Annotated in this window: 25 protein-coding genes; 20 read left to right on the top strand and 5 right to left on the bottom strand. The window is 62.4% G+C overall.

Annotated elements, in window-relative coordinates; translation table 11 throughout:
* Window positions 1–51: 51 nt before the first annotated feature.
* From O6760_RS03145 to O6760_RS03130, 4 genes are all read left to right on the top strand, one after another.
* Window positions 52–1,101, top strand: coding sequence for a cytochrome c family protein (locus O6760_RS03145; RefSeq protein ID WP_269584032.1), 1,050 nt, complete (start codon window positions 52–54; stop codon window positions 1,099–1,101).
* Window positions 1,102–1,113: 12 nt separating this feature from the next.
* On the top strand, window positions 1,114–2,820 hold the full coding sequence (locus O6760_RS03140) for a cyclic nucleotide-binding domain-containing protein (protein ID WP_269584031.1): 1,707 nt from the start codon (window positions 1,114–1,116) through the stop codon (window positions 2,818–2,820).
* Window positions 2,817–3,644 (top strand): hypothetical protein, encoded by an 828-nt coding sequence (locus O6760_RS03135; protein ID WP_269584030.1) that lies wholly within the window; start codon window positions 2,817–2,819, stop codon window positions 3,642–3,644. The genes O6760_RS03140 and O6760_RS03135 overlap by 4 nt, the downstream gene beginning before the upstream one ends.
* A 259-nt stretch (window positions 3,645–3,903) precedes the next feature.
* Window positions 3,904–6,243 (top strand): hypothetical protein, encoded by a 2,340-nt coding sequence (locus O6760_RS03130; RefSeq protein ID WP_269584029.1) that lies wholly within the window; start codon window positions 3,904–3,906, stop codon window positions 6,241–6,243.
* A gap of 33 nt (window positions 6,244–6,276) precedes the next feature.
* On the opposite strand, the gene O6760_RS03125 is transcribed toward O6760_RS03130, so the two are convergent.
* The 5 genes from O6760_RS03125 to O6760_RS03105 all read right to left on the bottom strand — a co-directional run bounded on the left by O6760_RS03125 (window position 6,277) and on the right by O6760_RS03105 (window position 11,539).
* Window positions 6,277–7,608 (bottom strand): tetratricopeptide repeat protein, encoded by a 1,332-nt coding sequence (locus O6760_RS03125; RefSeq protein WP_269584028.1) that lies wholly within the window; start codon window positions 7,606–7,608, stop codon window positions 6,277–6,279.
* Window positions 7,609–7,761: 153 nt separating this feature from the next.
* The gene (locus O6760_RS03120) at window positions 7,762–8,109 is read right to left on the bottom strand and encodes an SMR family transporter (RefSeq protein WP_269584027.1); all 348 of its coding nucleotides are present in this window, start codon (window positions 8,107–8,109) and stop codon (window positions 7,762–7,764) included.
* A 258-nt stretch (window positions 8,110–8,367) separates the two neighbouring features.
* Entirely contained in the window at window positions 8,368–9,183 is an 816-nt protein-coding gene (locus O6760_RS03115) for a hypothetical protein (protein ID WP_269584026.1), read from the bottom strand.
* 181 nt (window positions 9,184–9,364) lie between these two features.
* Window positions 9,365–10,813, bottom strand: coding sequence for an aldehyde dehydrogenase (locus tag O6760_RS03110; protein ID WP_269584025.1), 1,449 nt, complete (start codon window positions 10,811–10,813; stop codon window positions 9,365–9,367).
* A 21-nt stretch (window positions 10,814–10,834) separates the two neighbouring features.
* Complete coding sequence (locus O6760_RS03105; RefSeq protein WP_269584024.1) at window positions 10,835–11,539, bottom strand: GntR family transcriptional regulator; 705 nt, start codon at window positions 11,537–11,539, stop codon at window positions 10,835–10,837.
* A gap of 211 nt (window positions 11,540–11,750) precedes the next feature.
* On the opposite strand from O6760_RS03105, the gene O6760_RS03100 reads away from it, so the two are divergent.
* From O6760_RS03100 to ptsN, 16 genes are all read left to right on the top strand, one after another.
* Window positions 11,751–12,944, top strand: coding sequence for an amino acid ABC transporter substrate-binding protein (locus O6760_RS03100; protein WP_269584023.1), 1,194 nt, complete (start codon window positions 11,751–11,753; stop codon window positions 12,942–12,944).
* A gap of 329 nt (window positions 12,945–13,273) precedes the next feature.
* A complete protein-coding gene (locus tag O6760_RS03095; RefSeq protein WP_269584022.1) occupies window positions 13,274–14,137 on the top strand; it encodes a branched-chain amino acid ABC transporter permease in 864 nt (287 codons plus the stop codon).
* Window positions 14,134–15,060 carry a branched-chain amino acid ABC transporter permease gene (locus O6760_RS03090; protein WP_269584021.1) on the top strand — a complete coding sequence of 309 codons (927 nt, stop codon included), beginning with the start codon at window positions 14,134–14,136 and terminating at the stop codon, window positions 15,058–15,060. Before O6760_RS03095 ends, O6760_RS03090 begins: the two co-directional genes overlap by 4 nt.
* Window positions 15,057–15,788 (top strand): ABC transporter ATP-binding protein, encoded by a 732-nt coding sequence (locus O6760_RS03085; RefSeq protein ID WP_269584020.1) that lies wholly within the window; start codon window positions 15,057–15,059, stop codon window positions 15,786–15,788. The genes O6760_RS03090 and O6760_RS03085 overlap by 4 nt, the downstream gene beginning before the upstream one ends.
* Window positions 15,788–16,498, top strand: coding sequence for an ABC transporter ATP-binding protein (locus O6760_RS03080; protein WP_269584019.1), 711 nt, complete (start codon window positions 15,788–15,790; stop codon window positions 16,496–16,498). Before O6760_RS03085 ends, O6760_RS03080 begins: the two co-directional genes overlap by 1 nt.
* Before the next feature lie 97 nt (window positions 16,499–16,595).
* Window positions 16,596–18,968: a heavy metal translocating P-type ATPase gene (locus O6760_RS03075; protein ID WP_269584018.1), complete on the top strand. Its 2,373-nt coding sequence runs from the start codon at window positions 16,596–16,598 to the stop codon at window positions 18,966–18,968.
* Window positions 18,969–19,008: 40 nt separating this feature from the next.
* Window positions 19,009–19,155, top strand: coding sequence for a hypothetical protein (locus tag O6760_RS03070; protein ID WP_269584017.1), 147 nt, complete (start codon window positions 19,009–19,011; stop codon window positions 19,153–19,155).
* A 26-nt stretch (window positions 19,156–19,181) separates the two neighbouring features.
* On the top strand, window positions 19,182–19,439 hold the full coding sequence (locus O6760_RS03065; RefSeq protein ID WP_269586208.1) for a c-type cytochrome: 258 nt from the start codon (window positions 19,182–19,184) through the stop codon (window positions 19,437–19,439).
* Between the two features lie 15 nt (window positions 19,440–19,454).
* Window positions 19,455–19,910, top strand: coding sequence for a c-type cytochrome (locus O6760_RS03060; RefSeq protein ID WP_269584016.1), 456 nt, complete (start codon window positions 19,455–19,457; stop codon window positions 19,908–19,910).
* Window positions 19,911–20,103: 193 nt separating this feature from the next.
* On the top strand, window positions 20,104–20,724 hold the full coding sequence (locus O6760_RS03055; RefSeq protein WP_269584015.1) for a ribonuclease D: 621 nt from the start codon (window positions 20,104–20,106) through the stop codon (window positions 20,722–20,724).
* Window positions 20,725–20,778: 54 nt separating this feature from the next.
* Window positions 20,779–21,429, top strand: coding sequence for an LPS export ABC transporter periplasmic protein LptC (lptC, locus tag O6760_RS03050; RefSeq protein ID WP_269584014.1), 651 nt, complete (start codon window positions 20,779–20,781; stop codon window positions 21,427–21,429).
* Between the two features lie 3 nt (window positions 21,430–21,432).
* Window positions 21,433–22,008: an LptA/OstA family protein gene (locus O6760_RS03045; RefSeq protein WP_269584013.1), complete on the top strand. Its 576-nt coding sequence runs from the start codon at window positions 21,433–21,435 to the stop codon at window positions 22,006–22,008.
* Window positions 22,009–22,090: 82 nt separating this feature from the next.
* Window positions 22,091–22,903, top strand: coding sequence for an LPS export ABC transporter ATP-binding protein (lptB, locus tag O6760_RS03040; protein WP_442969848.1), 813 nt, complete (start codon window positions 22,091–22,093; stop codon window positions 22,901–22,903).
* 89 nt (window positions 22,904–22,992) lie between these two features.
* Window positions 22,993–24,546, top strand: a complete 1,554-nt coding sequence (rpoN, locus tag O6760_RS03035) for an RNA polymerase factor sigma-54 (protein ID WP_269584012.1) — start codon at window positions 22,993–22,995, stop codon at window positions 24,544–24,546.
* A gap of 288 nt (window positions 24,547–24,834) precedes the next feature.
* Window positions 24,835–25,422, top strand: coding sequence for a ribosome hibernation-promoting factor, HPF/YfiA family (hpf, locus tag O6760_RS03030; protein ID WP_269584011.1), 588 nt, complete (start codon window positions 24,835–24,837; stop codon window positions 25,420–25,422).
* Window positions 25,423–25,482: 60 nt separating this feature from the next.
* Window positions 25,483–25,950, top strand: a complete 468-nt coding sequence (gene ptsN / locus O6760_RS03025) for a PTS IIA-like nitrogen regulatory protein PtsN (protein WP_269584010.1) — start codon at window positions 25,483–25,485, stop codon at window positions 25,948–25,950.
* The last annotated feature ends 4 nt before the right edge of the window (window positions 25,951–25,954 follow it).

Below are 25,954 nucleotides of genomic sequence, written 5' to 3'. Positions count from 1 at the left end.
AGACGCGTCACGCTGTCCGGACTTTTAAAGCAATCGATTGAGGGAGTGGAAATGGCAGGATTTTTGAAAGGCTTGCGCCAGGGGTCATCGTGCCTTGCCGCCCGTGCACCCGAGTTTTTCGCGCCCGTGTTTCTTGCGGTCATGTTTCTCGCGGTTGGGCAGCTGTCTCCGGCACAGGCCGACCCGAGCCTGATCGTCGGACCGAACGAATGCGCCGAGTGCCACAAGAAGGAAACCTCGATCTGGCAGAACACGCATCACTTCACCACGTTCAAGGACCTGCCCCAGAGCGACGACGCCCGCAAGATCGCCGACAACATGGGCGTCAAGCGGCTGAAGGCGGAAAGCCTTTGCACGAACTGCCATTTCACGATGCAGGCCGACGGTGACAAGGAAAAGGCCATTGCCGGCAATTCCTGCGAGTCCTGTCATGGCCCGGCAAAGGAATGGTACAAGGTTCATTCCGGGTTCAGCGGCAAGAAGGAAGGCCAGGAAAGCGAGGCGGAGATTGCCGCACGCTGGGAAAAGGCCGAGGCCGCCGGCATGATCCGGCCCAAGATGACCTACACGCTGGCGAAGAACTGTTTCAGCTGCCACCTGGTGCCGAACGAAAAACTGGTCAATGTCGGCGGGCATACACCGGGAAGCGCGTTCGAGCTTGTCAGCTGGAGCCAGGGAGAGGTCCGGCACAACACCTGGTACAACAAGGGCAAGGCCAATCCCGAAGCGTCGATTGAGCGCAAGCGCATGCTGTTTCTCGTCGGCCGCATCGTGGAACTCGAAACGGCCCTGATCGGTGTCAGCAAGGCGACCGAGAAGAAGGACTACGCCCTGAAGATGGCCAAGCGGGCGAACAATGCCGGCAAGGTGATTGCAAGCCTGGCCAAACTGCTTCCGGAGGCACCGGAGCTTCTGGAAATCCAGGAAATTGCCGGCGGCGCGAAACTGAAGCTCAACAACGAGGCCGAGCTTGTCGAGGCGGCAGGCAAGATCTCGGTTCTGGGCCTGCAGTTCGCGGACAAGTATGACGGCTCGCAATTCGGCGCGGTCGACAAGTACATTCCCAAGGCCGACAAGTTCAAGGGCACGGTGACGCAATAGGGAGCCGGGCTGTTGGACCAGGAACTTCGCGACGAACGAAACCGGCGCTGGGACGAGCCGTTCGGCAAGGAGCCCCTGGATCCGGACACCGTAGCGGCGATCCTCGCGCTGCCGGCGTTTGCGGACGTGAAGTCCGAGGACTTCCCCGACTGGCTGCCGCTGGAACGTGTCATAGCCAATGATGGCCGGATCCGGACCTTCCAGAAGGGCGAAACGATCCTGCGCAAGGGCGACTACGGCAGTTCGCTGTTCATCATCCTGTCCGGGTCCGTCTTCGGCCTGACGGCACCTGCTCCGGTCCATGCGGGCGGGCGGCGCCGGCGCAAGTCCTGGAGCCGCTCCCTGGCACAGCTGTTCGCGCGCAAGCGGCCGCCGGAATATCGCCCGGCGCGCAATCGAACCCGGGGAGCCGCCCCCACAATGCCTGCAACGGATGCGGAGCGGGCCGTGGCGGTGGACAAGGCGATGCGCGTCGACGCCGACGATCTGATGGCCCGTTGCGAAACCTTCCAGCTGGAGGCCCCCCAGATGTTCGGGGAGCTGGCGGCGCTGACCCGCAGTCCGCGCCGCGCGACCATCTATGCGCTGGAAAACGAGACGGTGCTGTTCGAACTCCGCTGGCAGGGACTGAGGGAAATCCGCGACTGGTCCGACAGCTTCCGCAGCCAGATCGACCAGCTCTACCACGAGCGGGGGCTTCTGACCCGTCTTCAGGAATGCCCCGTGTTCGCGCATGTCGACAGCGCGGCCCTGGCGGAAATCGCCGAAGAGGCCCTTTTTGAAACCTATGGCAATTTCAACTGGACCCACAGGTTCAAGCGCGAGATCTCGAAGGAGGACGGTCCGCAGCACATCATCCAGCAGGAACCGGTGATCTGCGAACAGGGCAGCCACGTTGACGGCTTGCTCCTGATCAACAGCGGATTTGCCAGGATCAGCGAACGGGTCGACCACGGCGACAGGACCATCGGGCACCTGTCCAGAAACGACGTCTTCGGCCTCCAGGCCATCGCGGCTTACGCAAGCAGCAATGTCTCCCAGGTTCTGGACACGAGTTTGAGGGCCATCGGTTACGTGGATGTGATCCGTATCCCCACCCACCTGGTGCGCAAACATGTGCTGCCGGGTCTCGACAGGGCGTTCCTCGAGCAGGGACACACGGCAGGCAAGGACGGTCCGCAGGGCGAACTGCGCCAGGGCATGATGGATTTCCTGGTCGACCACCGTTACATCAACGGCGAGCAGGCCATGCTGATCAATCTCGACCGGTGCGTGGGCTGTGACGATTGCGTCCGGGCCTGTGCAACGGCCCATGGCAACAATCCGAGATTCGTCCGCCAGGGCAGCCGCTTCGAAAACGCGATGATCGCCAGCGCATGCATGCATTGCACCGATCCGGTCTGCCTGATCGGCTGCCCGACGGGGGCCATTCACAGGGCGGAGGACAGCGGCACCGTCGTGATCGACGACAACACCTGCATCGGCTGCGCGACCTGCGCCAATTCCTGTCCCTACAACAACATCCGGATGGTCGAAATCCGCGACCAGCACGGGTTCTTCGTCAAGGACAAGGATGGCCAGCCCATCAGCCGGGCAACGAAATGCGATCTTTGCGCCGATCAGCTCACGGGACCGGCCTGTGTGCAGGCCTGTCCGCATGATGCGCTGGAACGGGTCAACATGCGCGACACCGAGACCTTGCTGGAGTGGCTGAAATGAGCTGGCTCCTGAACCGCAACATCCTGATGAAACTCGGCATCGCGGCTGCCGTGTTCGCGCTGTTTGCCGCGGCCAACACCGGCTACCGGATCTCCCTGCGCGACGGCCAGTTCTTCAACGGATGGGTGCTGGTGGGCTGCATCGCGGCGATGCTGCTCCTGCCGGCCCGCAAGCAGCTCAACACGCTGCCGCTCGGCCGTGTGCTTCACTGGCTGCAGGTCCATTTCTACCTCGGCTTCCTGACGATCGGCATCTTTCTGTTCCACACGCATTTCAGGATGCCGGACGCACCGCTGGAGTGGCTGCTCTGGTCGCTGTTCGCCCTGGTGGCGGTCAGCGGATGCTGCGGCGCCTTTCTGGTGCGGATCATCCCGGGGCGCCTCGTGGAGCGCGGAGACAGGGTGCTGTTCGAACGCATCCCCATTTTGCGCGCCGGGCTTGCCGATGAAGCGGAGGCCCTGGCCCTGGAGTCCCTGGAAGAGGGGCATTCGGTCAGCCTGGCAAACGTGTATTCGCAGGAACTTGCCCGGTTTTTCGCCCGGCCACGGCATGTCCTGGCGCATTTGCGCCAGTCGAACATGCCCATTTCCCGGATCATGGGGGAACTGGAGTCGATCGAGCGGTACCTGGACGACAAGGGCAGGGAGCGGCTCGCGCGCATGCGCCAGCTTGTCCGCTCCAAGAACGACCTCGACTTTCAATATGCCAATGGCGGCCTGTTGAAACTCTGGCTGTTCCTGCATGTTCCGCCCACCTACGCGCTGCTCCTGGCAATCCTGACCCATGTCGTGGTCGTCTACGCCTTTTCGAGTGGAATTGCCTGACATGAGAATTCTCCGACGGTTCGGCCCAAGGGGGCGTTACTACGAAAGGCCGCAGGACGACTGGGTCTGCGGCCATCTCGCCGATGGCTGCCCCTGCCGGCAGGGGCCGGATGCCAGGGGGAATTGCCGCGCCGGTCCCGTCTGCCAGCCGGAACGGAAGCAAGACCGGTGGGAGTGCCGCCGCTCTCATCAGGAAGGCGGCCCATGCGAGAACGGACCCTTGCCGGACGGCAGCTGCTGCCTGGCCCAGGAACCGTGCGTGCCGAAGGCAAGCCTGCGCAAACAGCGCCGCCGGGCGACCGCATGGCTCAGCGCGCTGACCGTCGGTCTCCTGGCGATCATCCTGACGGGCGGTGTCGCAAACGAATACCTGATGCCGGGACGGCTGGCCTCCCAGCATGCCAACCTGACGGACTGCCAGTCCTGTCATGCCAATGTCAAACCCCGGAAACTCGGCTGGCTGCACGGGCTGGCGGAAAATGCCGGCGGAGCGAAGGAGTCGGCCGCGCTTTGCACGGCGTGCCATGATGTCGGACCGCAGCTGTTTTCGCCGCACACCGCACCGGTTGCCCAATTGGCGGAAATGACCCGGCTGCGCATGGCGAACGTTGAAGATGGAGAGGGGCGTCTGTGGGTCAACCGCCTGAAATTCGCGTTCCCGAATGCGAGCAAGTCAGGCGGGAGTTCCGAAATCTTCTGTGCGACCTGCCATCAGGAGCACAAGGGCAGCTTCGGCAACCTGACCGAAGTTTCAAACGACAGGTGCCAGACCTGTCATGCGGGCAAGTTCGGCCGCTTCGAGGCAAGCCATCCCGCATTCGTGAATTATCCCTTCGCCAGGCGAACGCCCATCATCTTCGATCACCAGTCCCATTTCGGAAAACATTTCCCGGACGTCGGCGCGCGGCCCGGTGAGAGTGCGAACGTGCCGGAGATGTGCGAGACCTGTCATGTGCCGGACGGAAACGGGCGTTACATGAGCGAGCGCAGTTTCGACGACATGTGCGCCGGCTGTCACAGCGGCGACATTCTCGGCCAGACCCTTGCAAGCGGGCCGAAGGGCACGAACTTCCTGTCGGTCCCGGGCCTGGACGTGGAAACGCTGCGGGAAAGGGGGATCGACATCGGTGCCTGGCCTGACTTCTCGGAAGCGGACATCACGCCCTTCATGCGCTCGCTTCTGGCATCGGTGCTCGATGGCCGCGACATAGCTGCCGAGGTGTCCGGCCTTGACCTGCTCGACTTGCGCGATGCCGATGCTGCGGACCTTGAAAAGGTCGAAACGCTGGCATGGGCGGTCAAGCGTCTGCTTCTGGATATCGAGCGGGACGGGTTGCCGGCGGCCATGGGCGCGGGCGCTCCGGCGCGGGAAAACATGGCCGAACATCGGCAGATGGCCCTGATGGTCGGTGTCATGTCGCACGATGTGATCAGCGCAGCCAACCGGGAATGGCTGCCGGACCTGGAACAGGACCTTGACCGCCATGATGCGGGCATGGCCACAAGAAGTTTCGAGGAATTGCAGGCGCAACAGGAAGACAACTCAACCAGGGTGCCCGAGGACCCGCCGCAGGACGACGCTGCCGCTCTCGCTGCGGACGGTGTCGACGGTGACGGGTTGATCCTCGACGGCGAGGCTTCGGAAACCGGAGGGCTGATCCTGGACGAAGGCTCGCCGGCGGAAGAGACCGGTGCCGATGCCCTTCTGAACGCACCGGCCGGAGAAACGGACCCGTCGGAAGGGGCGGACATCCTGGCGGGTGACGACAGTCTGGCGGAAGGCGACATCCTTGGGGATGACGACTCGGGAGAGCCGTCGGACATGGATGCCCTGCTGAGCGCTCCGGCGGGTGTCTCGGACGGGGACGATGGCGGTGGCCTGCTGGTTGAAGAGGACAGCCCTGCCGGCGATGACACCGGCGGCGGCTTGATCCTGGCGGAGGACGAGCCCGCCGGCCTGGAAGACCTGCTGGGCGAGGGCGCCTCCGGGGAAAGCGGGCAGGAGACCTCCGCAACCCTCGGCGAGCAGCAGGAAGAGCAAAGATTCGATCCGGAAGACTGGGCCGTTTTCGGCGGCTGGTACAGGCAGGACTACACGATCCGCTACCGCCCGACCGGCCACGAGGACCCTTTCCTCAAGACGTGGCTCGACTATTCAAGCCGGGCCTCGACCCCGCAGGAAGAGACCCTGCGTCTTCCCGTGTTCGAGGCCCTGAGTGATCCCGGTGCAGTCGGGCGTTGCATGAAATGCCACAGTGTCGATACGGACGGTAAGGCCCGGTCAGTTCGTTGGCAGCCGTTTGACCCGGCAAGCGTCGACAGCCGCTTCACCCGGTTTTCCCACGATCCGCATATCAGCGCGGTGGGCGAAAAGGGCTGCGCGAGCTGTCATGCGCTTTCCACCGGCGCCGACACTTTCCTGAAATCCTATGAACAGGGTAACCCGGAGATCCATTCACCGAACTTCTCGCCGCTGGACAAGGCGACCTGTTCAGGCTGCCATACGGAGAAGGCCGCCGGGGAGGAATGCACGCTCTGCCACCAGTATCATACCCAGGGTATCAGCCTGCCGCTGGTGCAAACGGAGTTGCCGAAGTGATAAAACGGGAAGCCTGTTCCCGGCGTCCGGAAATCAGTCGAACCTGATCTTGTATTTGCCGACGCCCAGCCCGGCATTGAGCGCAACGGATTTCAGGTAGTCCGCTTTGGCCTGTTCGCGCCGGCCCATGCGAAGCAGCAGGCCCGCGCGGCTGTGATAGGCCTTGGCAAACCTGTCGCTGTTGGCGATGGCGGTGTCGAAGTCGGCCTCCGCCTTCACCAGGTCACCGGCATTCTGGTGGGCCAGGCCCCGGTTATAAAGGGCCAGGGGGTGGTTCGACATCATGCCGAGAACCGCAGTGAAGTCCTCGATCGCAGCCGCATGGTCACCGAGTTTCGATTTTGCGAAACCGCGGTTGAACAGTGCCGATGCATAGCCCGCCTTCAGGGACAGCGCCTTGTCGTAGTCCCGGATTGCCTGTCGATATTTGCCCAGCTTGCGCTTGGCATAACCCCGGTTGTTATAGGCGGCGGCATAGTCGGGTTTCATGCGCAGGGCCACATCGTAGTTGGCGATCGCCGCCGCATGATTGCCAAGCATCCGGTAGACCAGGCCCCGGTTGTTGTAGGCCTCCGGAAAGTCGGGTTTCAGCCGGATAGCGATCGTGTATCTGAGCAGGGCGCCTTCATAGTCGCGCTCTTTTGCAAGGGTGAGGCCTCGATTGAAATAGGTGTTGGCAAACCGCCGCTGCAGCGGCGCCTTGATCAGCTGGAATTCCTCGCATGCGCTCTGGAAATCCCGTGTCTGGTCGAGAACGAAATCCACTTCGGGACCCTTGCCCCGTTTCCATGCGGAAACCTTGTGGCCGGTGATGGAATGAACGTAGTTGCGGGTTTCTCCCGGCAGCCCGCTTCGTCCGCGACGCCAGGCATCGACCCGGTCCTCGCCCGCATTGTAGGCGGCGGCCGCCAGCCCGAGGTTGCCATAGCCCCTGTTCAGATATCCGAGAAGCCTCGCCGAGGCCTCAATGGCCTCGACCGGCTGGAACGCATTTTCCAGTCCCCAGTTGGCCGCGGTGTAGGGCATGAACTGGGCGATGCCTTCCGCGCCGGCCGGACTGATCGCATTCGGATCAAACCGGCTTTCCTTCCAGATCAGCTTGGCAAGGAAACCCGGAGGCAGGTCCTGTTGCAGGGCGGCCGACCGGATGGTCGTGCACATCTGCCGCAGAAACGCGGCTTCATCGACGACGGTGTAAAAAGGCTTGGATTCCCGAAGGCGGGACGCGCCGCCGGCCAGCTGTGCCAGGGCCGGGGCCATGATGACCGCGGAGCCGGTCTCGCTTGCCCGGGTTCCGTGGCTCTGGAAAAGAAAAGTGGCAAGCGCCAAAACAGCGGCGCAAGCACGCCATGTACCGTTGAACATCGCCAGACCGTCGGGAGCGTTGGGCGTCTGAAAGGGTGCCCGGTCAGAATAGCCGCAACGGCAGTCCATCTCAACTGACGAGACCGCAGCCCGATGCTGGCCGCGGGGCAATTCGCGTTCAGGCCTGGAGGTCGCCAAGCGACGCCTGTATCGCTAATGCCCGACCGCCTTCGAAAAGACATTGATCACCACCACGCCGGCGATGATCAGGCCGAGGCCGATGACCGCCGGCAGATCCAGTGTCTGCCTGAAAACGAGCCAGGCGACCAACGTGATCAGGACGATGCCGGCGCCGGACCAGACCGCGTAAACGATACCGGTTGGCAGCACGCGGATCGGAAAGGACAGCAGCCAGAAGGAAATGGCATAGCCGACAACCGTGATCAGCGAGGGAACCAGTCTGGTGAAATTCTCCGTTTTCGCCAGCGCAGAGGTGGCGATCACCTCGGCGATGATGGCGGCCGCAAGAAGCAGGTAGGTGGCGGCGGGCGTGACAGGCATGAAGGGCTTTCCGGAGGTCGTTCGGCACTAAGCCTGATGAGCTCTGAACGGGGAGAGCCGAAAACACAAGCGTCATTTCGTGATGGCAAAGGGCGGTTGGAAACAGGCGTTTGATCTTGATTGCTTTTCCGGCTGAAGGCGGGCCGACCTGATGCCGAGTAGCAGACCGGTCGTCATGGTGCCTTGCCAGGCTGTGCAGCCCGCCGGCCAGACTGGGAAACGCAAACGAAATTCCGCTTTCGAGTTCGCGCGCCGACCTCAGAACTGATACCGGCTCTCCAGCAGCAGGCCGTAGCGGTGGTAGTTCTGGTCGAAGACGACCTTTTCGCCGGTAACGGCATAGCGCCGGTCGAAATTCGATTTCAGCCACCAGTAACGGCCGCCGACGCCCAGTTGCCAGTTCTGCGTCAAGTCGACATTCAGCATGGCATCGGCTTCAACGCCGTAACTCCAGTTGCTTTCCCAGTCACCGACCTTGTTGTAGTTCCAGGGCACTCCGGCGAGGTCGACCGACCAGCCAACCCGGCTGGCCAGATCACCTTCCGCTGTCAGCCCCATGCGCAGGGCGTGCCAGTCGCGGGACTGCTCGTACCTGCCGGAGCCGTAGGTCATTGACACGTCGTCGGACAGGTACTGGTAGCCGAGAAAGCCCTTCAGGCGGACATTGTTCCCGGCGAATTGCGCGAGCTGCCAGCCGCCGTCGACGACGACGTAGCTGAGCGTGGTTTCCTCCTTCTGGTCCATCTCGAAGCCCAGGTAGTTGGCGCTGCCGCTGACATTGCGGCCGAGACCGACATAGCCGCGCACGAAGGTGCCGGCCGTGACATCTTCCAGCGTTCCGACCAGCTCGGCCGTGTGGGAGGTGACGTCGTCGGTGGAGGAGAGGTCGAAGCCGGAGCCCTGGAAGCTGGAATTGTCCAAGTCCGAGCGGGACTTGCTGTACCAGTATCTGAGGCCGATGCTGCCGCGCAGGCCCGAGGTCTGGTAGAGAGCCGGGTCGTTGTAGAGATCAGCCGCAAGAGAGGGTGTCGCCAGGCAGGTGACCGCTGCCAGCGACAGGAAAAATCGTGTCATTACTGAAACACCGTTCGTTCGAAAAAGGACGCCGATTCGCGTTATTGGTGTGTCAGTCTAATGCCACTTATGGTTAACGAGGCGTGAAGGCACACCTGCAAAAACTGGAAGTGGAGAAAACCCGGCGCGGAAGCCGCACCGGGTTTGCAAACTGTCAAAAAGGCGGAATTCAGGGCGTGCCTCAGATCGGGTAACCCTGCGCCGGGTCCTCGATCGTGATCCAGCGCAATTCCGTGAACTCGCTGATGCCCGCCGCACCTCCGAAACGGCCATAGCCGCTGGCCTTGACGCCGCCGAAGGGCATCTGCGCCTCGTCGAACACGGTCGGGCCGTTGATGTGGCAGATGCCGGACTGGATCTGCGTGGCCACCTCCATGGCGCGGCGCGTGTCCTGGCCGAATATGGCCGCGGACAACCCATATTCCGTGTCGTTGGCAATCTCGATGGCATGGGCGGTGTCGCGGGCACGGATCATGGTGGTCACCGGGCCGAAGCTTTCCTCGCCATAGATGCGCATGTCGGGGGTGACGTGGTCGACGATGGTCGGCGCCATCACCGTGCCGACGTCTGGCACGCCGCCGCACAGAAGTTTCGCACCCTTTGCCAGGGCATCGTCGATCAGCAGGCGGACATGGTCGACCGTGTCCCGGTCGACCACGGAGCCGATGTGAACCTGGCTGTCGGGCGTGCCGACCGTGAGCGCACCGGCACTTGCCGCGAATTTTTCCGCGAAGGCGTCGGCGATCCCTGCATCGACAACGACCTTTTCCGTCGACATGCAGATCTGGCCCTGGTTCATGAAGGCGCCGAAGCGGGCGGCATTGACGGCACCGTCCAGATCCGCGTCGTCGAGCACCACGAGGGAAGCCTTGCCGCCGAGTTCCAGAAGGCACGGTTTCAGGTGCCGGGCGGCGCGTTCGGCGATGATCCTGCCGACCCGCGTGGAGCCGGTGAAGTTGATCCGCCGCGTCAGGGGATGGTCGATCAGGGCGTTGACCACCTCCGGCGCGTCCGCAGTCTCGTGGGTGAGAATGTTGAGCACACCTGCCGGCAGGCCGGCATCGGCCATGACGTCACCGAGCAACCGGTGCAGTCCGGGGCATTTTTCGGACGCCTTCATCACCACCGTGTTGCCGCAGGCGATCGGCAGGGCGAAGCAGCGGACCCCCAGGATCGTCGGCGCGTTCCACGGTGCCATCCCGACCAGCACGCCGACGGGCTGGCGCAGGGCCATGGAGAAGGAGCCCGGCTTGTCGGACGGAATGACCTCGCCCTTGATCTGCGTGGTCGACGCGGCCGCTTCCCGCAGGATCTTGGCGGCGAACATGTTGTTGAAACCGAGCCAGGGCGCGGTCGCGCCGGTTTCCTTCATGCCGACTTCGATGAATTGCGGCGTGCGTTCGTCCAGCAGGTCGGCGGCCTTGTTGAGGATCTTGCGTTTCTCGCTCGGGCCGGTTTTCGACCAGGTTGCGAAGGCGGCCTGCGCGGCGTTCACGGCCCGGTCGACATCAGTGGCCGTGGCTGCGGCGGCAAGGCTCGCGCGGTCGCCGGTCACCGGGTTCTTGCGCTCGAATACCGCGCTGGTGGCGGCCGCCCTGTCCTCGTTGTCAATGAAAAGGCCGTAATCCATGCCGGGTCTCCCTGAAAGGCTTTATGTCTCGTCCTTGCCCGTGAACAGGGCGGAATAGACGAGGGTCTGGTTGGCGTGTTCACGCATGATCGATTCCGCCCTTTGCGGATCGCGCTTGGAAATGGCGTCGAAGATCAGCCGGTGCTGCATGTTGCCGAGGCGCAGGCGCATCAGGTCCCGGTCGGGCTTGTCGCCGCTGAAGACGACGGTGCCCAGCTTGACCATCGGCAGGGTTTCCATGCGGTCGAAGGCAAAGCCGATATAGTCGTTGCCGCATTGGCGCATGATCGTTTCGTGAAAGGCGACATTGCCGTCCTGGTAGCCGGCAACCTTGGCACCGGTGTCCGTGTCGGCTTCGAGGGCCGCGTCCATCGCGTCTATGACCTCGCGCAAGGTGGCTTCGACCGCGGGGCTCATGCCGGCCTTGGCAAGCGTGCCGGCCGCGAGACCCTCCAGCACCCCGCGCACTTCGTAGGCATGCTTGATGTCGCCCAGATTGAATTCCTGGACGGTGAAGCCGCGGCCGTCCCGCTTCTTGATCAGACCTTCCACTTCAAGGGCGCGCAGGGCAAGCCGCGCCGGAGTGCGCGACACGTCGAACATGTCGGCGACGCTGACCTCGCTGATCTTGGAGCCGGGCTCCAGTTCGCCGTCCATGATCATGCGATGCAGCACCGCGAGCACGCGCTTGTCGGACGGGGCCGCCTCGTTTGTCTTAGCTGTCATTTCGGTCGCCATTTTGGATCCACAAATCGTCAAGGGCATCGAACCTACCACACGTGCTTTTTCATTTATGTATCCAAAAATTCTGAAAAGTCATCATTTTATTTCCAAAAACAGAGATCTGAATTCAATATGTTGCCAAACTTAAAAATTATGGATACAAAGTTGAGGCGTTCGTCACAGATTGTGCGAAGCGCGACTGGGAGGATTTCTGATGCTTAAACTGACGTTTGGAGCAACGGCGCTCGCGACCGTGCTGCTCGCCTCGACCGCCTTTGCCGCCGACCCGATCAAGATCGGACGGGTGGTGCACATGACCGGCCCGGGCGTCGGCGGCGATGCCACAAGCCACACGCCCAACGTGGAGCTGTGGGTGAAGCAGGTGAATGAGCGCGGCGGCCTCAAGGTCGGCGACGAAATGCGTCTCATCGAGATGGTCGAATATGACGACAAGACCAACCCGGCAGAGACCATCAAGGCGGTGCAGCGCCTGGCGACACAGGACGAGGTCGACTTCATGCTGTCGCCATGGGGGACGGGATTCAATGCGGCGGCCGCACCGATCTTCGCCAAATACGGGTTCCCGCAGATCTCGGTGACCAACATCACCGACGAGATCCCGGAGCTCTCCGAGCGCTTTCCCGGCATGTTCTTCACGCTCGGCAGCACCACGGGTTTCGTCGAGGGGCTGCGCGACACGCTGAACACGCTGCGGGACAGCGGCGCGATCGGCAACAAGGTCGCCATGGTCAATGTCGCCGACAGCTTCGGCATCGAACTGGCGGCCGTTGCGCGGGAGCTGCTGCCCGCAGCCGGCTACGAGATCGTCTTCGACAAATCCTATCCGCTCGGCACCGCGGACCTGTCTCCGGTGGTCAAGGGCGCCAAGGCGGCGGAACCCGATGCCTTCATCGCGTTTTCCTATCCGCCCGACACGTTCGCGCTGACCGAGCAGGCGATCATCGAGGACCTTGATGTCGGCGCCTTCTACACCGCCGTTGCCACGGCTTTCCCGGCCTATGCCGGCAAGTTCGGCTCCAAGATCGAGGGCAATCTCGGCGCAGGTGGCGTCAATCTCGATCAGGAGGCCATGAAAGCCTATCGGGCGGCCTTCACGGAGCTGCATGACGGACCGCCGGAATACTGGGCGGCAGCCACCTATTACGCGGGTCTGCAGGTTCTGGAACAGGCGATCGAGGGAGCCGGTACCACCGACAAGCAGGCCGTGACCGACTACATCAAGGCGAACGAATTCGACACCGCCATCGGCACGATCAGCTTTGACGAGCACAACGAGTCCAAGAACTACTGGACCGTGGGCCAGTGGCGCGACGGAGCCTTCAACGCGGTCGCGGGCGTTGGCGTTCCGGTCGGCATGGAGCCGGTCGCCAAGGACGGCTGGAACTGATCCGGCCAGCAACTTGCGGGCCGGTCGGCGCCGGCCCGTTTCTTCTGTCGTGACGCTGAAGAAGAAAGAACGGAAAATGCGCAGTCGACTGCAGTGTCACCCCGGCCAAGCGCAGCGCGAGCCGGGGCCTGCTCTCCGACCTGTGCAGAAAAGCGGGCGCAATTTCTTCAGGGCATGTCACTTGTTCCAATACTCTGGAAACGAGTGGGCCCCGGGTCTCGCGTTGCTCGCCCGGGGTGACACCGAGGGCTGTGGCCAGGACACTGTCGATTTTGGAGAACAAAAGCTATGGGCAGCAAGACCCTTATGCGGGTGACGTGGGAGCCTGAATGGATATCCTGATTTCCGGTCTGCTTCTGGGCGGGACCTATGCCCTGATCGCCATGGGGCTGACACTTCAATACGGCGTTGCCCGCATCATGAACCTGGCCAATGGCGAAGTGCTGGTCATGGGCGCTCTGGCATCCTTTCTCGTCTACACCTCGCTCGCGGTCAGTCCGCTCGTCACGGTGCTCGTGATCGCGCCGCTGGCCTTTGCGCTCAGCTGGCTGGTCTATCGGGTGCTGCTGCTGCCCCTGGTTCGGCGGGCCAAAAACCAGGGGCAGCTGGAAGTGGATTCGATCCTGGCGACCTTCGGCATGGGTTTTTTCCTCGTCGGCGTCATGGTGTTCATCTACCCGGAACTGTTCGCCTATTCCTATCTGGCGGTGCCGGTTGACCTTGCCGGAACGACCGTGGCGGCCAACCGGCTCGTCGCCTTTGCCGGCGCGGTCGTGATCGGCCTGGCACTTTACGTCTGGCTCAACAGGAGCCGCGCGGGGATGGCGGTCAGGGCCGTTGCGGTCAGTCCGCTGGCGGCCGGACTGGTCGGGATCAACGTGGAACGGATCAGCGCCCTTGCCTTCGCCATCGGCGGCATGATCACCGCCATGGGCGGCGTGCTGATCTCCACCTTCATCACGCTCGACCCGTCCTTCGGCGTCATCTTCACCATGAAGGCGCTGATCATCGTGATCATGGGCGGTGTCGGCGACATTCGCGGCGCCATCGTCGCTGCGCTCATCCTGGGTATTGTCGAGACCGCCGTCGCGACGCTGATCGACCCGGGCCTGACGCTGGCCGCGGCCTACACCATTTTCCTGCTTGTGCTTCTGTTCCGGCCCGAGGGCTTGTTTGGCCGGAGGCCCGCATGACCGCAATAGCCCTTCGCCCGCTCCTTGTCTCCGGGAGCCTCCTGGTGCTGGCCGCCTTCGTGCCGGTGATTGCCGACGGCTACTGGCTGTCCATTGCCGTCACCGTCCTGATGTATGCCGCGCTGTCGACGTCCTGGGCGCTGTTTTCCGGCCCGACCCACTATATCGCCTTGTCGACGGGCGCCTTTTTCGGCGTCGGCGGCTACCTGGTCGGCCTCGGCATGAGCGACTATGACCAGAGCTTCTGGGCAATGGCGGCCCTCGCACCGTTTGTCGCGACCGCCCTGGCCGCCCTGATCGGCTGGGCGACGCTGCGCCTGTCCGGCGTCTATTTCGTCATCTTCACCCTGGGTCTGGCGGAAATGATCCGCAACCTGATCAGCTGGGTCCAGAACAACTTCCTCGGCAGCCGCGGGCTCTATGTCCTGACCGACCTGGACGAACGCCACATCTACTGGATGCTCCTGGCGATCACGGCCGCGGTCTTTTGTTTCGGCTGGTGGCTCGGGCGCTCCCGGCTGGGATTTGCCCTGCGCATTCTCGGCAATGACGAGGAGGTTGCCCGCCATGTCGGCATCAACACGGCACGCACCAAGATCGTGATGTTCATGACCACCGGATTTGTCGCTGCCCTGGTCGGTGCCGTGGTCGCGCCGCGCTACTACTACATCGAGCCGAACGTGGTGTTCTCGCCCGAACTCAGCTTCATCGTCGTCATCATGGCCCTGCTTGGCGGCACCCGCCGGCTTTATGGTCCGCTGCTCGGTGTCATCCCGTTCACGCTGCTTTGGGAAGTGATCTCGGTCTCCTTCCCGAATGCCACCACAATGGTGCTCGGCCTGACCTTCCTGCTGATCGTCTACGGCATTCCCAACGGCATCACCGGCCTTCTATCCGGCCTCGCCGCATGGAGGCGCGCATGACCCCGGGCGATCCGATCCTTCATGTCGACAATGTCAGCAAGCGTTTCGGCGGCCTCGTCGCCGTCAACAAGGTCAGTTTCGAGGTGCGCGAACATGAGGTCATGGGCCTGATCGGTCCGAACGGTTCGGGCAAGTCGACCACCATGAACATGATCTCCGGCGCGTTGAAGGCGACCTCCGGTTCGATCACGCTGAAGGGGCATGACCTGACCCGGGCCAGAACCTTTGAAAACGCACGCTTCGGGGTCTCCCGCACCTTCCAGCTCGTTCGTATTCTGCCGGAGCTTTCGGTGCTGGAGAATGTCATCGCCGGTGCGGTCTTCGGCCACAAGCGCCGCTGGGGCGGGGAGGCTGAAAGCTTTGCCGCCGGTCTGCTGGAGCGGGTCGGCCTGTCGGAACGCATCGATGTAAGCGTCGGTTCGCTGACCTATATCGACCAGAAACGGCTCGAACTGGCCCGGGCGCTGGCAGGCGAACCGAGCGTCCTGCTGCTGGATGAATGGCTTGCCGGGCTCAATCCGTCCGAGCTGAAGGTCGGCATCGACCTGATTGCCAGTCTCAGGCAGGAAGGCTGCACCATCATTCTGGTCGAACACGTCATGGACGCCATCCGTTCGCTCTGCGACCGCTGCCTGGTGATCAATTCCGGCTCCAAGATTGCGGAAGGCACGCCCGCGGACGTCCTGTCGGATCCGGAAGTCATCCGCGCCTACCTGGGAGAGGACTGATGCTGGAGATCAGGGACCTGACGGTGTCCTACGGCCTGCACAAGGCCTTGCAGGGCGTCAGCCTGACGGCAGACAAGGGGGAGGTCGTCGTCATCCTGGGTGCCAATGGCGCGGGCAAGAGCTCGCTCCTGAAGGCCGTGGCGGGGATCAGCGAAGGGGCCGTTACCGGCGGCGTGACGCTGGCCGGCACGTCCCTGCTCTCCCTTGGGCCGGACCGGATTGTCGAAGGGGGGATCGCCTTCGTTCCGGAAGGCCGCGGCATCTTTGCCGATCTCAGTGTCTGGGAAAACCTGCTGCTGGGCGCCTATCCGGAGCGGGCACGGGCGCGCCAGAAGGAAAACCTGGAGCAGGTGATCGCCCTGTTCCCGAAGCTGGCGCAACGGCGCAGCCAGACGGTGCGCACGATGTCGGGCGGCGAGCAGCAGATGGTGGCGATCGGCAGGGCGATGATGTCGAATCCCGACATCCTGATGCTGGACGAACCCTCCCTTGGCCTGTCGCCGCTGCTCTGCCGGGAACTGTTCGGCAACCTGTCGCGGATCCGCCAGACCGGCATCGGCGTGCTCCTGGTCGAACAGAACGCCAAACAGAGCCTTGCCATGGCCGACCGGGGCTACCTGATAGAGAACGGACGGATCACCGGCGAGGGACCGGCGGACACGCTGCTGAACGACCCGGCGGTCCAGAAGGCCTATCTGGGGGCAGGGTAGGCTCGTGTGCCGGTTACGCTATACTTCACCTTGACCTTCCGGTGGCCGGAGGGTCTATCCGCGGAAACAGGTGAACCCCAACAGAGTGGTCAGGGCCATGCAGGACTCGGAAGTCAATCCAGAAGAAGCCGCCTCGCAGGACAAGGTCACGGATCCGGTCTGCGGCATGTCCGTCACCCTCGGCAAGGGCAAGCCGTCGCTGACCTACAAGGGCCGGGACTACCACTTCTGCAGCTCGAAATGTCACGACAAGTTCGAGGCCGACCCCTTTTTCTTCCTGTCCGGAAACAACAGGAAGCAGAAGGAACTGGAAGCGGAAAAGGCGGCGGGAGGTACGCTCTACACCTGCCCGATGCATCCGGAAATCGTCCAGGAAGGCCCGGGAAGCTGCCCGATCTGCGGCATGGCCCTAGAACCGGTGAGCGGAGTGTCCGACGAGCCCAATCACGAGCTGATCGATTTTACCCGCCGGCTCTGGGTCAGTGCGCTGGCCGCGATCCCGCTCCTGATCCTCACCATGGGGCCGATGCTGGGCGTGCCGATCCGCAGCTGGATCGGCGAAGGCGTGGCGGTCTATCTGGAGGCGATCCTTGCGACACCCGTGGTGTTGTGGGCCGCGCTGCCGTTCTTCCAGCGCGGCTGGACCTCACTGGTCACGCGCAAGCTCAACATGTGGACGCTGATCATGATCGGTGTCGGCACCGCCTATCTCTATTCCATGGTGGCCGCCTTCCTGCCGTTCCTGTTTCCGGACACCCTCAAGAGCGAAACCGGGCACATGCCGGTCTATTTCGAGGCTGCGGTGGTGATCATCGCACTGGTCTTTGTCGGCCAGGTGCTCGAACTGAGGGCACGTGAGCGCACCGGCGATGCCATCCGCGCGCTTCTGGACCTGTCCCCGAAAACCGCGAGACGGATCACGCCGGACGGCGACGAATACGATGCGCCGCTGGAGAACATTCTCGCCGGAGACCTGTTGCGCGTGCGGCCGGGTGAAGCGGTGCCGGTCGACGGTATCGTCACGGAAGGCGGATCCTCGGTCGACGAGAGCCTCGTCACCGGCGAGCCGGTGCCGGTTGAGAAAAATCCGGGTGACAAGGTCACCGGCGGCACGCTCAACAAGACCGGGTCCTTCGTGATGGAGGCGGAATTGGTGGGCGCCGACACCATGCTGTCGAAGATCGTCGACATGGTCGCCTCGGCGCAACGTTCGCGGGCTCCGATCCAGGGCCTTGCCGACAGGGTCGCCAGCTATTTCGTGCCGACCGTTGTCGGCATCGCCATCCTGGCCTTCATCGTCTGGCTGCTGGTCGGGCCGAGCCCGGCGCTGGTCCACGGCATCATCGCGGCCGTTTCCGTGCTGATCATCGCCTGTCCCTGCGCGCTCGGCCTGGCAACGCCCATGTCGATCATGACGGCAACCGGCCGCGGCGCCCAGGCCGGTGTTCTGGTCAAGACGGCGGAGGCGCTGGAACGCCTTGCCGCCGTCGACACCATTGTGGTCGACAAGACCGGAACGCTCACCGAAGGCAAACCGGCCGTGAGCGAGATCGTTGCGGCGAAGGATGTCTCCGAGGATGAGCTGCTCAGGTTTGCCGGTGCCCTCGAAAAAGGGTCGGAACACCCGCTTGCCGAATCCATCCTGGCGGAAGTGCAAAATCACGCTCTCGCCCTGCCGGACGCAACGGACTTTGAGGCGGTCACCGGCAAGGGAGTGAAGGCGACCGTCGATGGCACGGAGGTCCTGTTCGGCAATGCCGGTTTCGCCGCTGACAGCGGCACCGATCTGTCGGCGCTCGAGGACCGGGCCGGGGAGCTGGCCGAACTCGGCAAGACGGTGATGTATCTGGTGCGCAAGTCCGGTGGCACCGCAAAGGCGATGGGACTGATCGCTGTCGCCGATCCGGTGAAGCCGAATGCCAAGGCCGCCATCGGGGCTCTGCACGAGGACGGCATCCGGATCGTGATGGCCACCGGCGATGCGCCGCGCACGGCCGAAGCCGTTGCCAAGGCGCTCGGCATTGACGAGGTGCGTGCAGGTGTCCTGCCGGAAGGCAAGAAGCAGCTCATCGAGGGTCTCAAGAGCAAGGACCGGATTGTTGCCATGGCCGGCGACGGTGTCAACGATGCGCCGGCGCTGGCCGCCGCGGATGTCGGTCTTGCCATGGGCACCGGGGCGGATGTTGCCGTGGAAAGCGCGGGCCTGACCCTGTTGAAGGGCGATCTGGAAGGCATTTTGCGCGCCCGCACGCTGGCCCGTGAGACCGTGCGCAACATCCGGCAGAACCTGTTCTTCGCCTTCATCTACAACGCCGTCGGCGTGCCCGTCGCGGCGGGCATTCTCTATCCCGTGTTCGGCATTCTGCTGTCGCCGATGCTGGCCGCCGCGGCGATGAGCCTGTCGTCGGTGTCGGTGATCGGCAACGCCCTTCGCCTGCGCACTCTCAAGCTGGAGCGGAGCCCGAAATGAACATCGGCGCAGGCTTCGCAAAAGCCGGGGGACCGGTCTGATGAGGCGGACTTTCCTGATCGTTTCCGCGGTGTTGTCGCTGATCGTGCTCGGAGCCCTTGTCTGGGGCTGGTTGACAGAAGACGGCCCCTCTTCGGCACAGGTGGGAGTGGCACTCGTGGCCATGACCGTACTGGACCTGACCTGACCTGACCCGCCCTCAGAGGCGAAACGCTGTTCCGCGAGAATTGTTCTGCCTGTCACGGAGAGAACGCCGCCGGGCGTGAAAAGCTCGGCCCTCCGTTGGTGCACAGGATTTACGAGCCGGGCCATCACGGCGACGGCGCCTTCTTCCTGGCTGTGCAGCAGGGCGTCAGGGCGCATCACTGGCCGTTCGGCAACATGCCGCCGGTCGCTGGTGTGCCTCACAATGACGTTGAAAACATCATCGTCTATGTGCGTAGATTGCAGCAGGCCAACGGCATCAATTGACGGAGAGGATTGGACATGCGGATCGGACGGACCGGACTTGTCGTATTGACTGGAATTTTTGTTGCAGGCGCCGCGTGGGCGCAAGAAGGTGCGACCGGTGTCGTCAAGGAACGCATGGACGCCATGTCGGACATTGGCGATCAGATGAAGATCATCGGCAAGATGATGAAATCCGGCCCCTATGACACCGCCACCCTTGCCACCGCGAGCGGCAACATAGCCGGACACGCCGGTCCGGCGCTGCTCAAGCTGTTTCCGGAAGGCAGCATTCAGGAGACAAGCGATGCCAAGCAGGAAATCTGGACCGACTGGCCGAAATTCCAGGCCCTTGCCGGTGATCTCGAGGCATCGGCCCAGGCGCTGAAAGACCTTGCCGAGGACGGCGCGGGCAAGGAACTGACGTCCGCGGCCTTCGGCACGCTCGCCGGGACCTGCAAGAGCTGCCACGAGACCTTCCGGGTCAAGAAGTAGGCCGCCCTCGGTTCAATGGCGCTGGCGGAGACGATCCGTCGGTGCCGTTGACCTGCATTTAAGCATCACGTGATCCAACTTTAATCGGACACGCTCTAGGCGCTTGCCACATGCGGCGGCATGTTCTACCTCACGGTCAACCTGAACGATTTTGTGCTGAATGCGCCGGTCCGGCCAGAGGAGACCAAACGACATGACCATCCGCTATCACAAGGGTGACCTGCCCGATCTCTCAAATTACACGGCGGCGCAGGCGGTGGCGGTGGATTCCGAGACATTGGGCCTCAATCCGCACCGGGACCGCTTGTGCGTTGTGCAGCTGTCGCCGGGGGATGGTTCCGCGGACGTGATCCAGATCTCGAAAGGACAGACCGATGCCCCGAACCTCCGGACCTTGTTCACGGACCCGTCGAAACCCAAGATTTTTCACTTTGCCAGGTTTGATGTTGCCGTGCTCCGGCACTATCTGAACATCCAGGTCACGCCGGTCTGGTGCACCAAGATCGCTTCCAAGCTGGTGCGCACCTATACGGACCGGCACGGATTGAAGGATATCACAAGGGAGCTGCTCGGCGTCGAGCTGTCCAAGCAGCAGCAGAGTTCGGACTGGGCGGCGGAGGCCCTGAGTGATGCTCAGCTGGCGTATGCGGCCTCGGATGTGCTGCATTTGCATGCTTTGAAGGAAAAACTGGAATTCATGCTGGACCGGGAAGACCGCGGCCAAATTGCCCGGGCCTGTTTCGAGTTTCTTCCCGTTCGGGCCGAACTCGACCTCAAGGGCTGGGAAGAAACGGACATCTTCGCCCATTCGTAACCGGTTGCGGACCGGATATTTCGCTGCTCGAGCCACGCAGTTTCGGAGACCTTGTTGAGCGCTGTCACAGACCTTTCCGGAGGAGCTTCCCTCAAGCGGCCCCTCAGCCGGGCGCAAAGGACGGCGCGCCGCCACAGCATCGCCGTGCATGTTTTGCGCTGGCTGCTTCCCGGTGCCGGCCTTCTGATACTCGCGGGCATGATCGGGCTGGTGGTCCTGTTCAACATCCTGAGCGGGTTCGGCGCGACCAACATGATGCTGACCAGCGAGGGTCTGGTCATGGACCAGCCGGAACTGTCGGGCCATGACGGAGAGCGCTCCTACAAGGTGACGGCCACCCGGGCCATTCAGAGGCTCAGCGATCCGCGCATTATCGATCTGGAGACGATCCGGGCCAATATCGTGCTCAGCAAGGACCAGAGTGCCCAGATCATCGCGCTGAAGGGGACCTACAACAACGCTGTCGAAACCCTCAGGCTTTATGAAGGTATCCAGCTGGAGTGGAGTGAAGGCTACACTGTGGATCTGGCCGAGGTGCAAATCGATCTCAACAACGGCGCGCTGTCGACATCGGAGCCCGTCTCCATCCGGTCGGAACAGGGCCATGTTGTGTCCGGCAAACTCGATTATGATCAGGCCAAGGGAATCGTCCGTTTTTCAGATGGCATAAAGATGACGCTCAACCCGGCTTCGCAAGGACAATAGGCAATGACATTTTTCAAACGCTTGATGATCGCGTCCGCAGCGGTCCTGATTGCCGGGACCGCACAGGCGCAGACTTTTTCCGACGCTTTTGCAGGCTTCGGTGCGAATGATGGTGATCCGATCGACATCGAGGCCAGCGAGCTTCGCGTCGAGGACAACAACAACACCGCGACATTTGTCGGCGATGTGGTGGTGACCCAGGGCGAGACCAGCCTGAAGACCCAGCGCCTCAAGGTGTTCTATATCGGATCGGGGTCGGAGCAGGCACAGGAAAGCGCGGTTCAGCAGCGGATTTCGCGTCTGGAAGCGGCCGGCGGGGTCTTTATTACCTCCAAGGACCAGACCGCGCGTGGCGATGCGGCCAGTTTCGACATGACCCGTGAGGTCATGGTGATGACCGGCAAGGAGGTCGTCTTGAGCCAGGGACCCAACGTGGTGGTGGGCAAGAAGCTCACCGTGAACCTGAAAACCGGCCAGGCCAACCTGACAGCCGGGGGCGGCAACGTGTCTGGCCAGGGCAATGGCGGTGGCCGCGTGAAAGTGCGCATCCAGCCCAACAGCGTTCAGGAAGGCAATTAAGTTCGGTTGGTTTATTATTGATTGCGGAGCCGACTCGACAGCCGGGCCTGCAGACCTTATGTGAAGCCGCGGCAACCAATGCATGGACAGCGCATCAGTGAATAGAATTCCACCGGACGATAGTGGCCTGCAAGGGGGCATCCCAGGTTCCGCCCCGGAGGCGGAAGACCTGAGCCAGGCGCTGGTCGTTGATGGGATCGGCAAGACTTACGGCCGCCGTCAGGTGGTCAAATATGTCAGCCTGTCCGTGAAACCCGGAGAGGCGGTCGGCCTGCTCGGTCCGAACGGTGCCGGGAAAACCACCACGTTCTACATGATCACCGGGTTGATCCGTCCGGACCAGGGGCAGATTTCCCTCGAAGGCTTCAACATCACCCGGATGCCCATGTATCGCAGGGCGCGCCTGGGGATCGGCTATCTGCCACAGGAAGCGTCGATTTTCCGCGGCCTTACCGTGGAGGAAAACATCCGGGCCGTGCTGGAGGTGATCGAGCCGGACCGGCACAAGCGCCGCGAAGAACTCGATTCGCTGCTGGCGGAATTCGGGCTGACCCATTTGCGCAGGTCGCCGAGCATCGCGCTGTCCGGCGGTGAACGCCGCCGGGTGGAAATCGCGCGGGCCCTGGCCAGCCGTCCTTCCTTCATGCTGCTCGACGAACCCTTTGCCGGGATCGATCCGATCGCTGTCGGCGACATCCAGCAGCTGGTGCGTCACCTGACGCAGCGCGGTATCGGCGTGCTCATCACCGATCACAATGTGCGCGAAACCCTCGGCCTGATCGACCGGGCCTACATTATCGCCGCCGGCGAGGTGCTCACCGAGGGGCTGCCCCAGGAAATCGTCACCAATCCGGACGTGCGCCGGCTTTATCTGGGTGAACAGTTTACGCTCTGATGACAGTTTGTCCGCTAGGCTATACACTCGGTTTGCAATAAAGAAGCAAGAAGCAGACCAAGTCGGTACAGCGGGCAACCAAGAGTCAGATGGCCATTTCAACAAAGCTGGAGATGCGGCAGAGCCAGTCACTGGTGATGACGCCGCAGTTGATGCAGGCGATCAAGCTTCTGCAGATGTCCAACCTTGACCTGGTCTCCTATGTCGAAGCCGAACTGGAACGCAATCCGCTCCTGGAAAAGGGCGAGGCCGGCGAGGCCGCGCCGGAGAGCGGTAGCGGCGCGGAAGGTCAGGCCGACACCTATGCCGAGGCGTCCGAACCGCAGGGCGGCAGCACGGACGAGCCTGGCTCCGGCGACTGGATGCAGAACGATCTGGAGACCGGGTCGGAAGCCATCGCCTCGCGCATGGACACGGATCTCGGAAATGTATTCCCGGACGAGCCCGGCGTCCCCGCCTCGCCTGATCCCGCCATATTGAAGGCTGGCGACAGCTACAAGAATGTTTCCAGCGGAGGCGGCTCCGAGGACTATAACCTGGAAGCCTTTGTCGCGGACGAAGCGTCCCTGGTGACCTCGCTGGAAGAGCAGATGCACCTGGCGCTGAACGACGAAGCCGACAAGCTGATAGCCGGTCATCTCATCAACTCCCTGGACGAGAATGGCTATCTCTATCTCGACCTCGAAGAGACGGCCGAGCTGCTCGGTGTCGGTCTCGACCGTTTGGAACGTGTGCTCGCCGTGCTTCAGACCTTCGAGCCCGCGGGTGTCTTCGCCCGCAATCTTGCCGAATGCCTGAAGCTGCAGCTGATCGACAAGAACCGGTACGACCCGGCCATGGAAGCGTTGATCGACAACATCGAATTGCTGGCCAAGCGGGATCTCGCCGGTCTCAGGAAGGTCTGTGCCGTCGACGAGGAGGATCTTGTCGAGATGATCGCCGAGATCCGCGCGCTGGATCCAAAGCCGGGCAGTGTCTTCGGGTCTTCCCTGGTCCAGCCGGTTGTCCCGGATGTGTTCGTCCGGCCCGCCAATGACGGCACCTGGGCCCTGGAACTGAATTCGGACACGCTGCCCAAGGTGCTCGTGAACCAGACGTATTTTGCCAAGGTCATCAAGACGGCGCGCAATGAAACCGAGAAGGAATACCTGACCGACTCCCTGCAGACGGCCAACTGGCTGGCCAAGAGCCTGGATCAGCGGGCCAGGACGATCCTCAAGGTCTCGACCGAGATCGTCCGGCAGCAGGACGGCTTTCTGACCTACGGCATCGCGCATCTCAGGCCCCTCAACCTGAAGACCGTCGCCGAAGCCATCGGCATGCACGAATCAACGGTCAGCCGGGTGACGTCGAACAAGTTCATGGCGACACCGCGGGGCATCTACGAGCTGAAATATTTCTTTTCCTCCGCCATTTCGGCGACGGTCGGCGGGGATGCCCATTCCGCCGAGTCGGTGCGGCACAAGATCAGGCAGCTGATCGATGCCGAGGACCCGAAGGCCATTCTGTCCGACGACACGATTGTCAAAATTATGAAGGATGAGGGGATCGACATTGCCCGCAGGACGGTCGCCAAATATCGCGAAGCCATGAAAATCGGCTCTTCCGTTCAGAGACGCCGCGAGAAAAACAGCAAACTGTAGTTACCTGGCGACTGCTTCCCGGGGCGGGCAGGCGCAACAATCGTAACGTTTCCGAGATTTCCACGGAAACAATACCATGAAACTACATGCTTTCTTCTGAACATTGTTGCGAGAATTCATATTCAATTGACTCTTTGATCCGGCGCAATTATAGGACCGCCCTCGTGGCGTAAACAGGGGATGGCGCTTCGGCGCTGACTGGTCCATTCTGTAGGCTTGAAACGTATCGCGTTTCAGCACCGGCGAACGCCGGTGACCCGTCGGTCAATAGAAAAAGAAGAGGTCCCCATGGCTTTGCGGATTTCGGGTAAGAACGTGGATGTGGGCGATGCAATGCGCGAACACATCACAGACCGAATCGAAGACGCGCTGGAAAAATATTTTACAGGCGGCTTCACAGGCCACGTCACGCTCAGCAGGGAGGGCACCGGCTTCAAGTCGGAATGCAGCCTGCACCTGGACACCGGAATTGTACTTCAAGTGTCCGCGCAGGATCAGGACCCGCGCAACAGCTTCGATCAGGCTGCTGACAAGATCGAGAAACGGTTACGGCGCTACAAGCGCAAGCTGAAGGACCATCACGGTCACAACGGCCACGAACGGGAGGCCATGGAGGCGGCATCTTACGTGCTTGCCTCGCCCGAGGAAGACGAGGAAGTGCCTGCGGATTTCAACCCGCTGGTGATTGCCGAGACTTCCGCGAAAGTCAAAACGATGACCGTCGGCATGGCGGTCATGGAGCTGGATCTGACTGAAGCGCCTGTCGTGATGTTCAAAAATGCGGCAAATGGCGGTGTCAATGTTGTTTATCGCCGGGCTGATGGCAATATTGGCTGGATAGACCCAGCCCTGGTGGCCAGCGAGGCCGCCGAATAGTGATGCGGACGGGACCGGCTTCCTTCGGGAAGCCGGCTTCCGAAACGAGTAGGCGAACTAATGGATCTTAGTGATCTTCTGGGTAAAGATGCAGTGATTGCCGGCCTGAAGGCCAAGAGCAAGAAACAGGCAATCCAGGAACTTTCCGCCAAGGCGGCAGAGCTGACCGGCCTTTCCGAGCGGGAAATCTTCGACACGCTTCTTCAGCGTGAGCGACTGGGCTCCACGGGTGTGGGCCACGGCATCGCAATCCCCCATGGCAAGCTGACACGACTGGACCGTCTCGTCGGCCTGTTTGCGAAACTGGACAAGCCGGTGGACTTTGATGCGCTCGATGATGAGCCTGTGGACCTGGTCTTTCTGCTGCTCGCGCCCGAAGGGGCCGGCGCCGATCACCTGAAGGCGCTTGCCAGGATCGCGCGCCAGCTGCGCGATGCGTCGGTCACCCAGGAAGTGCGTGCCTCGTCGGACACCCAGGAAATCTACGACCTCCTGACTCAGCCGCTGGCATCGTCCAACGCGGCTTGATCGG

It is taken from the genome of Roseibium sp. Sym1 (genome assembly GCF_027359675.1).
Taxonomy (GTDB): Bacteria; Pseudomonadota; Alphaproteobacteria; order Rhizobiales; family Stappiaceae; genus Roseibium.
The sequence above is the reverse complement of the archived record's forward strand: the minus strand, read 5'-3'. Positions and strand labels throughout refer to the sequence as shown.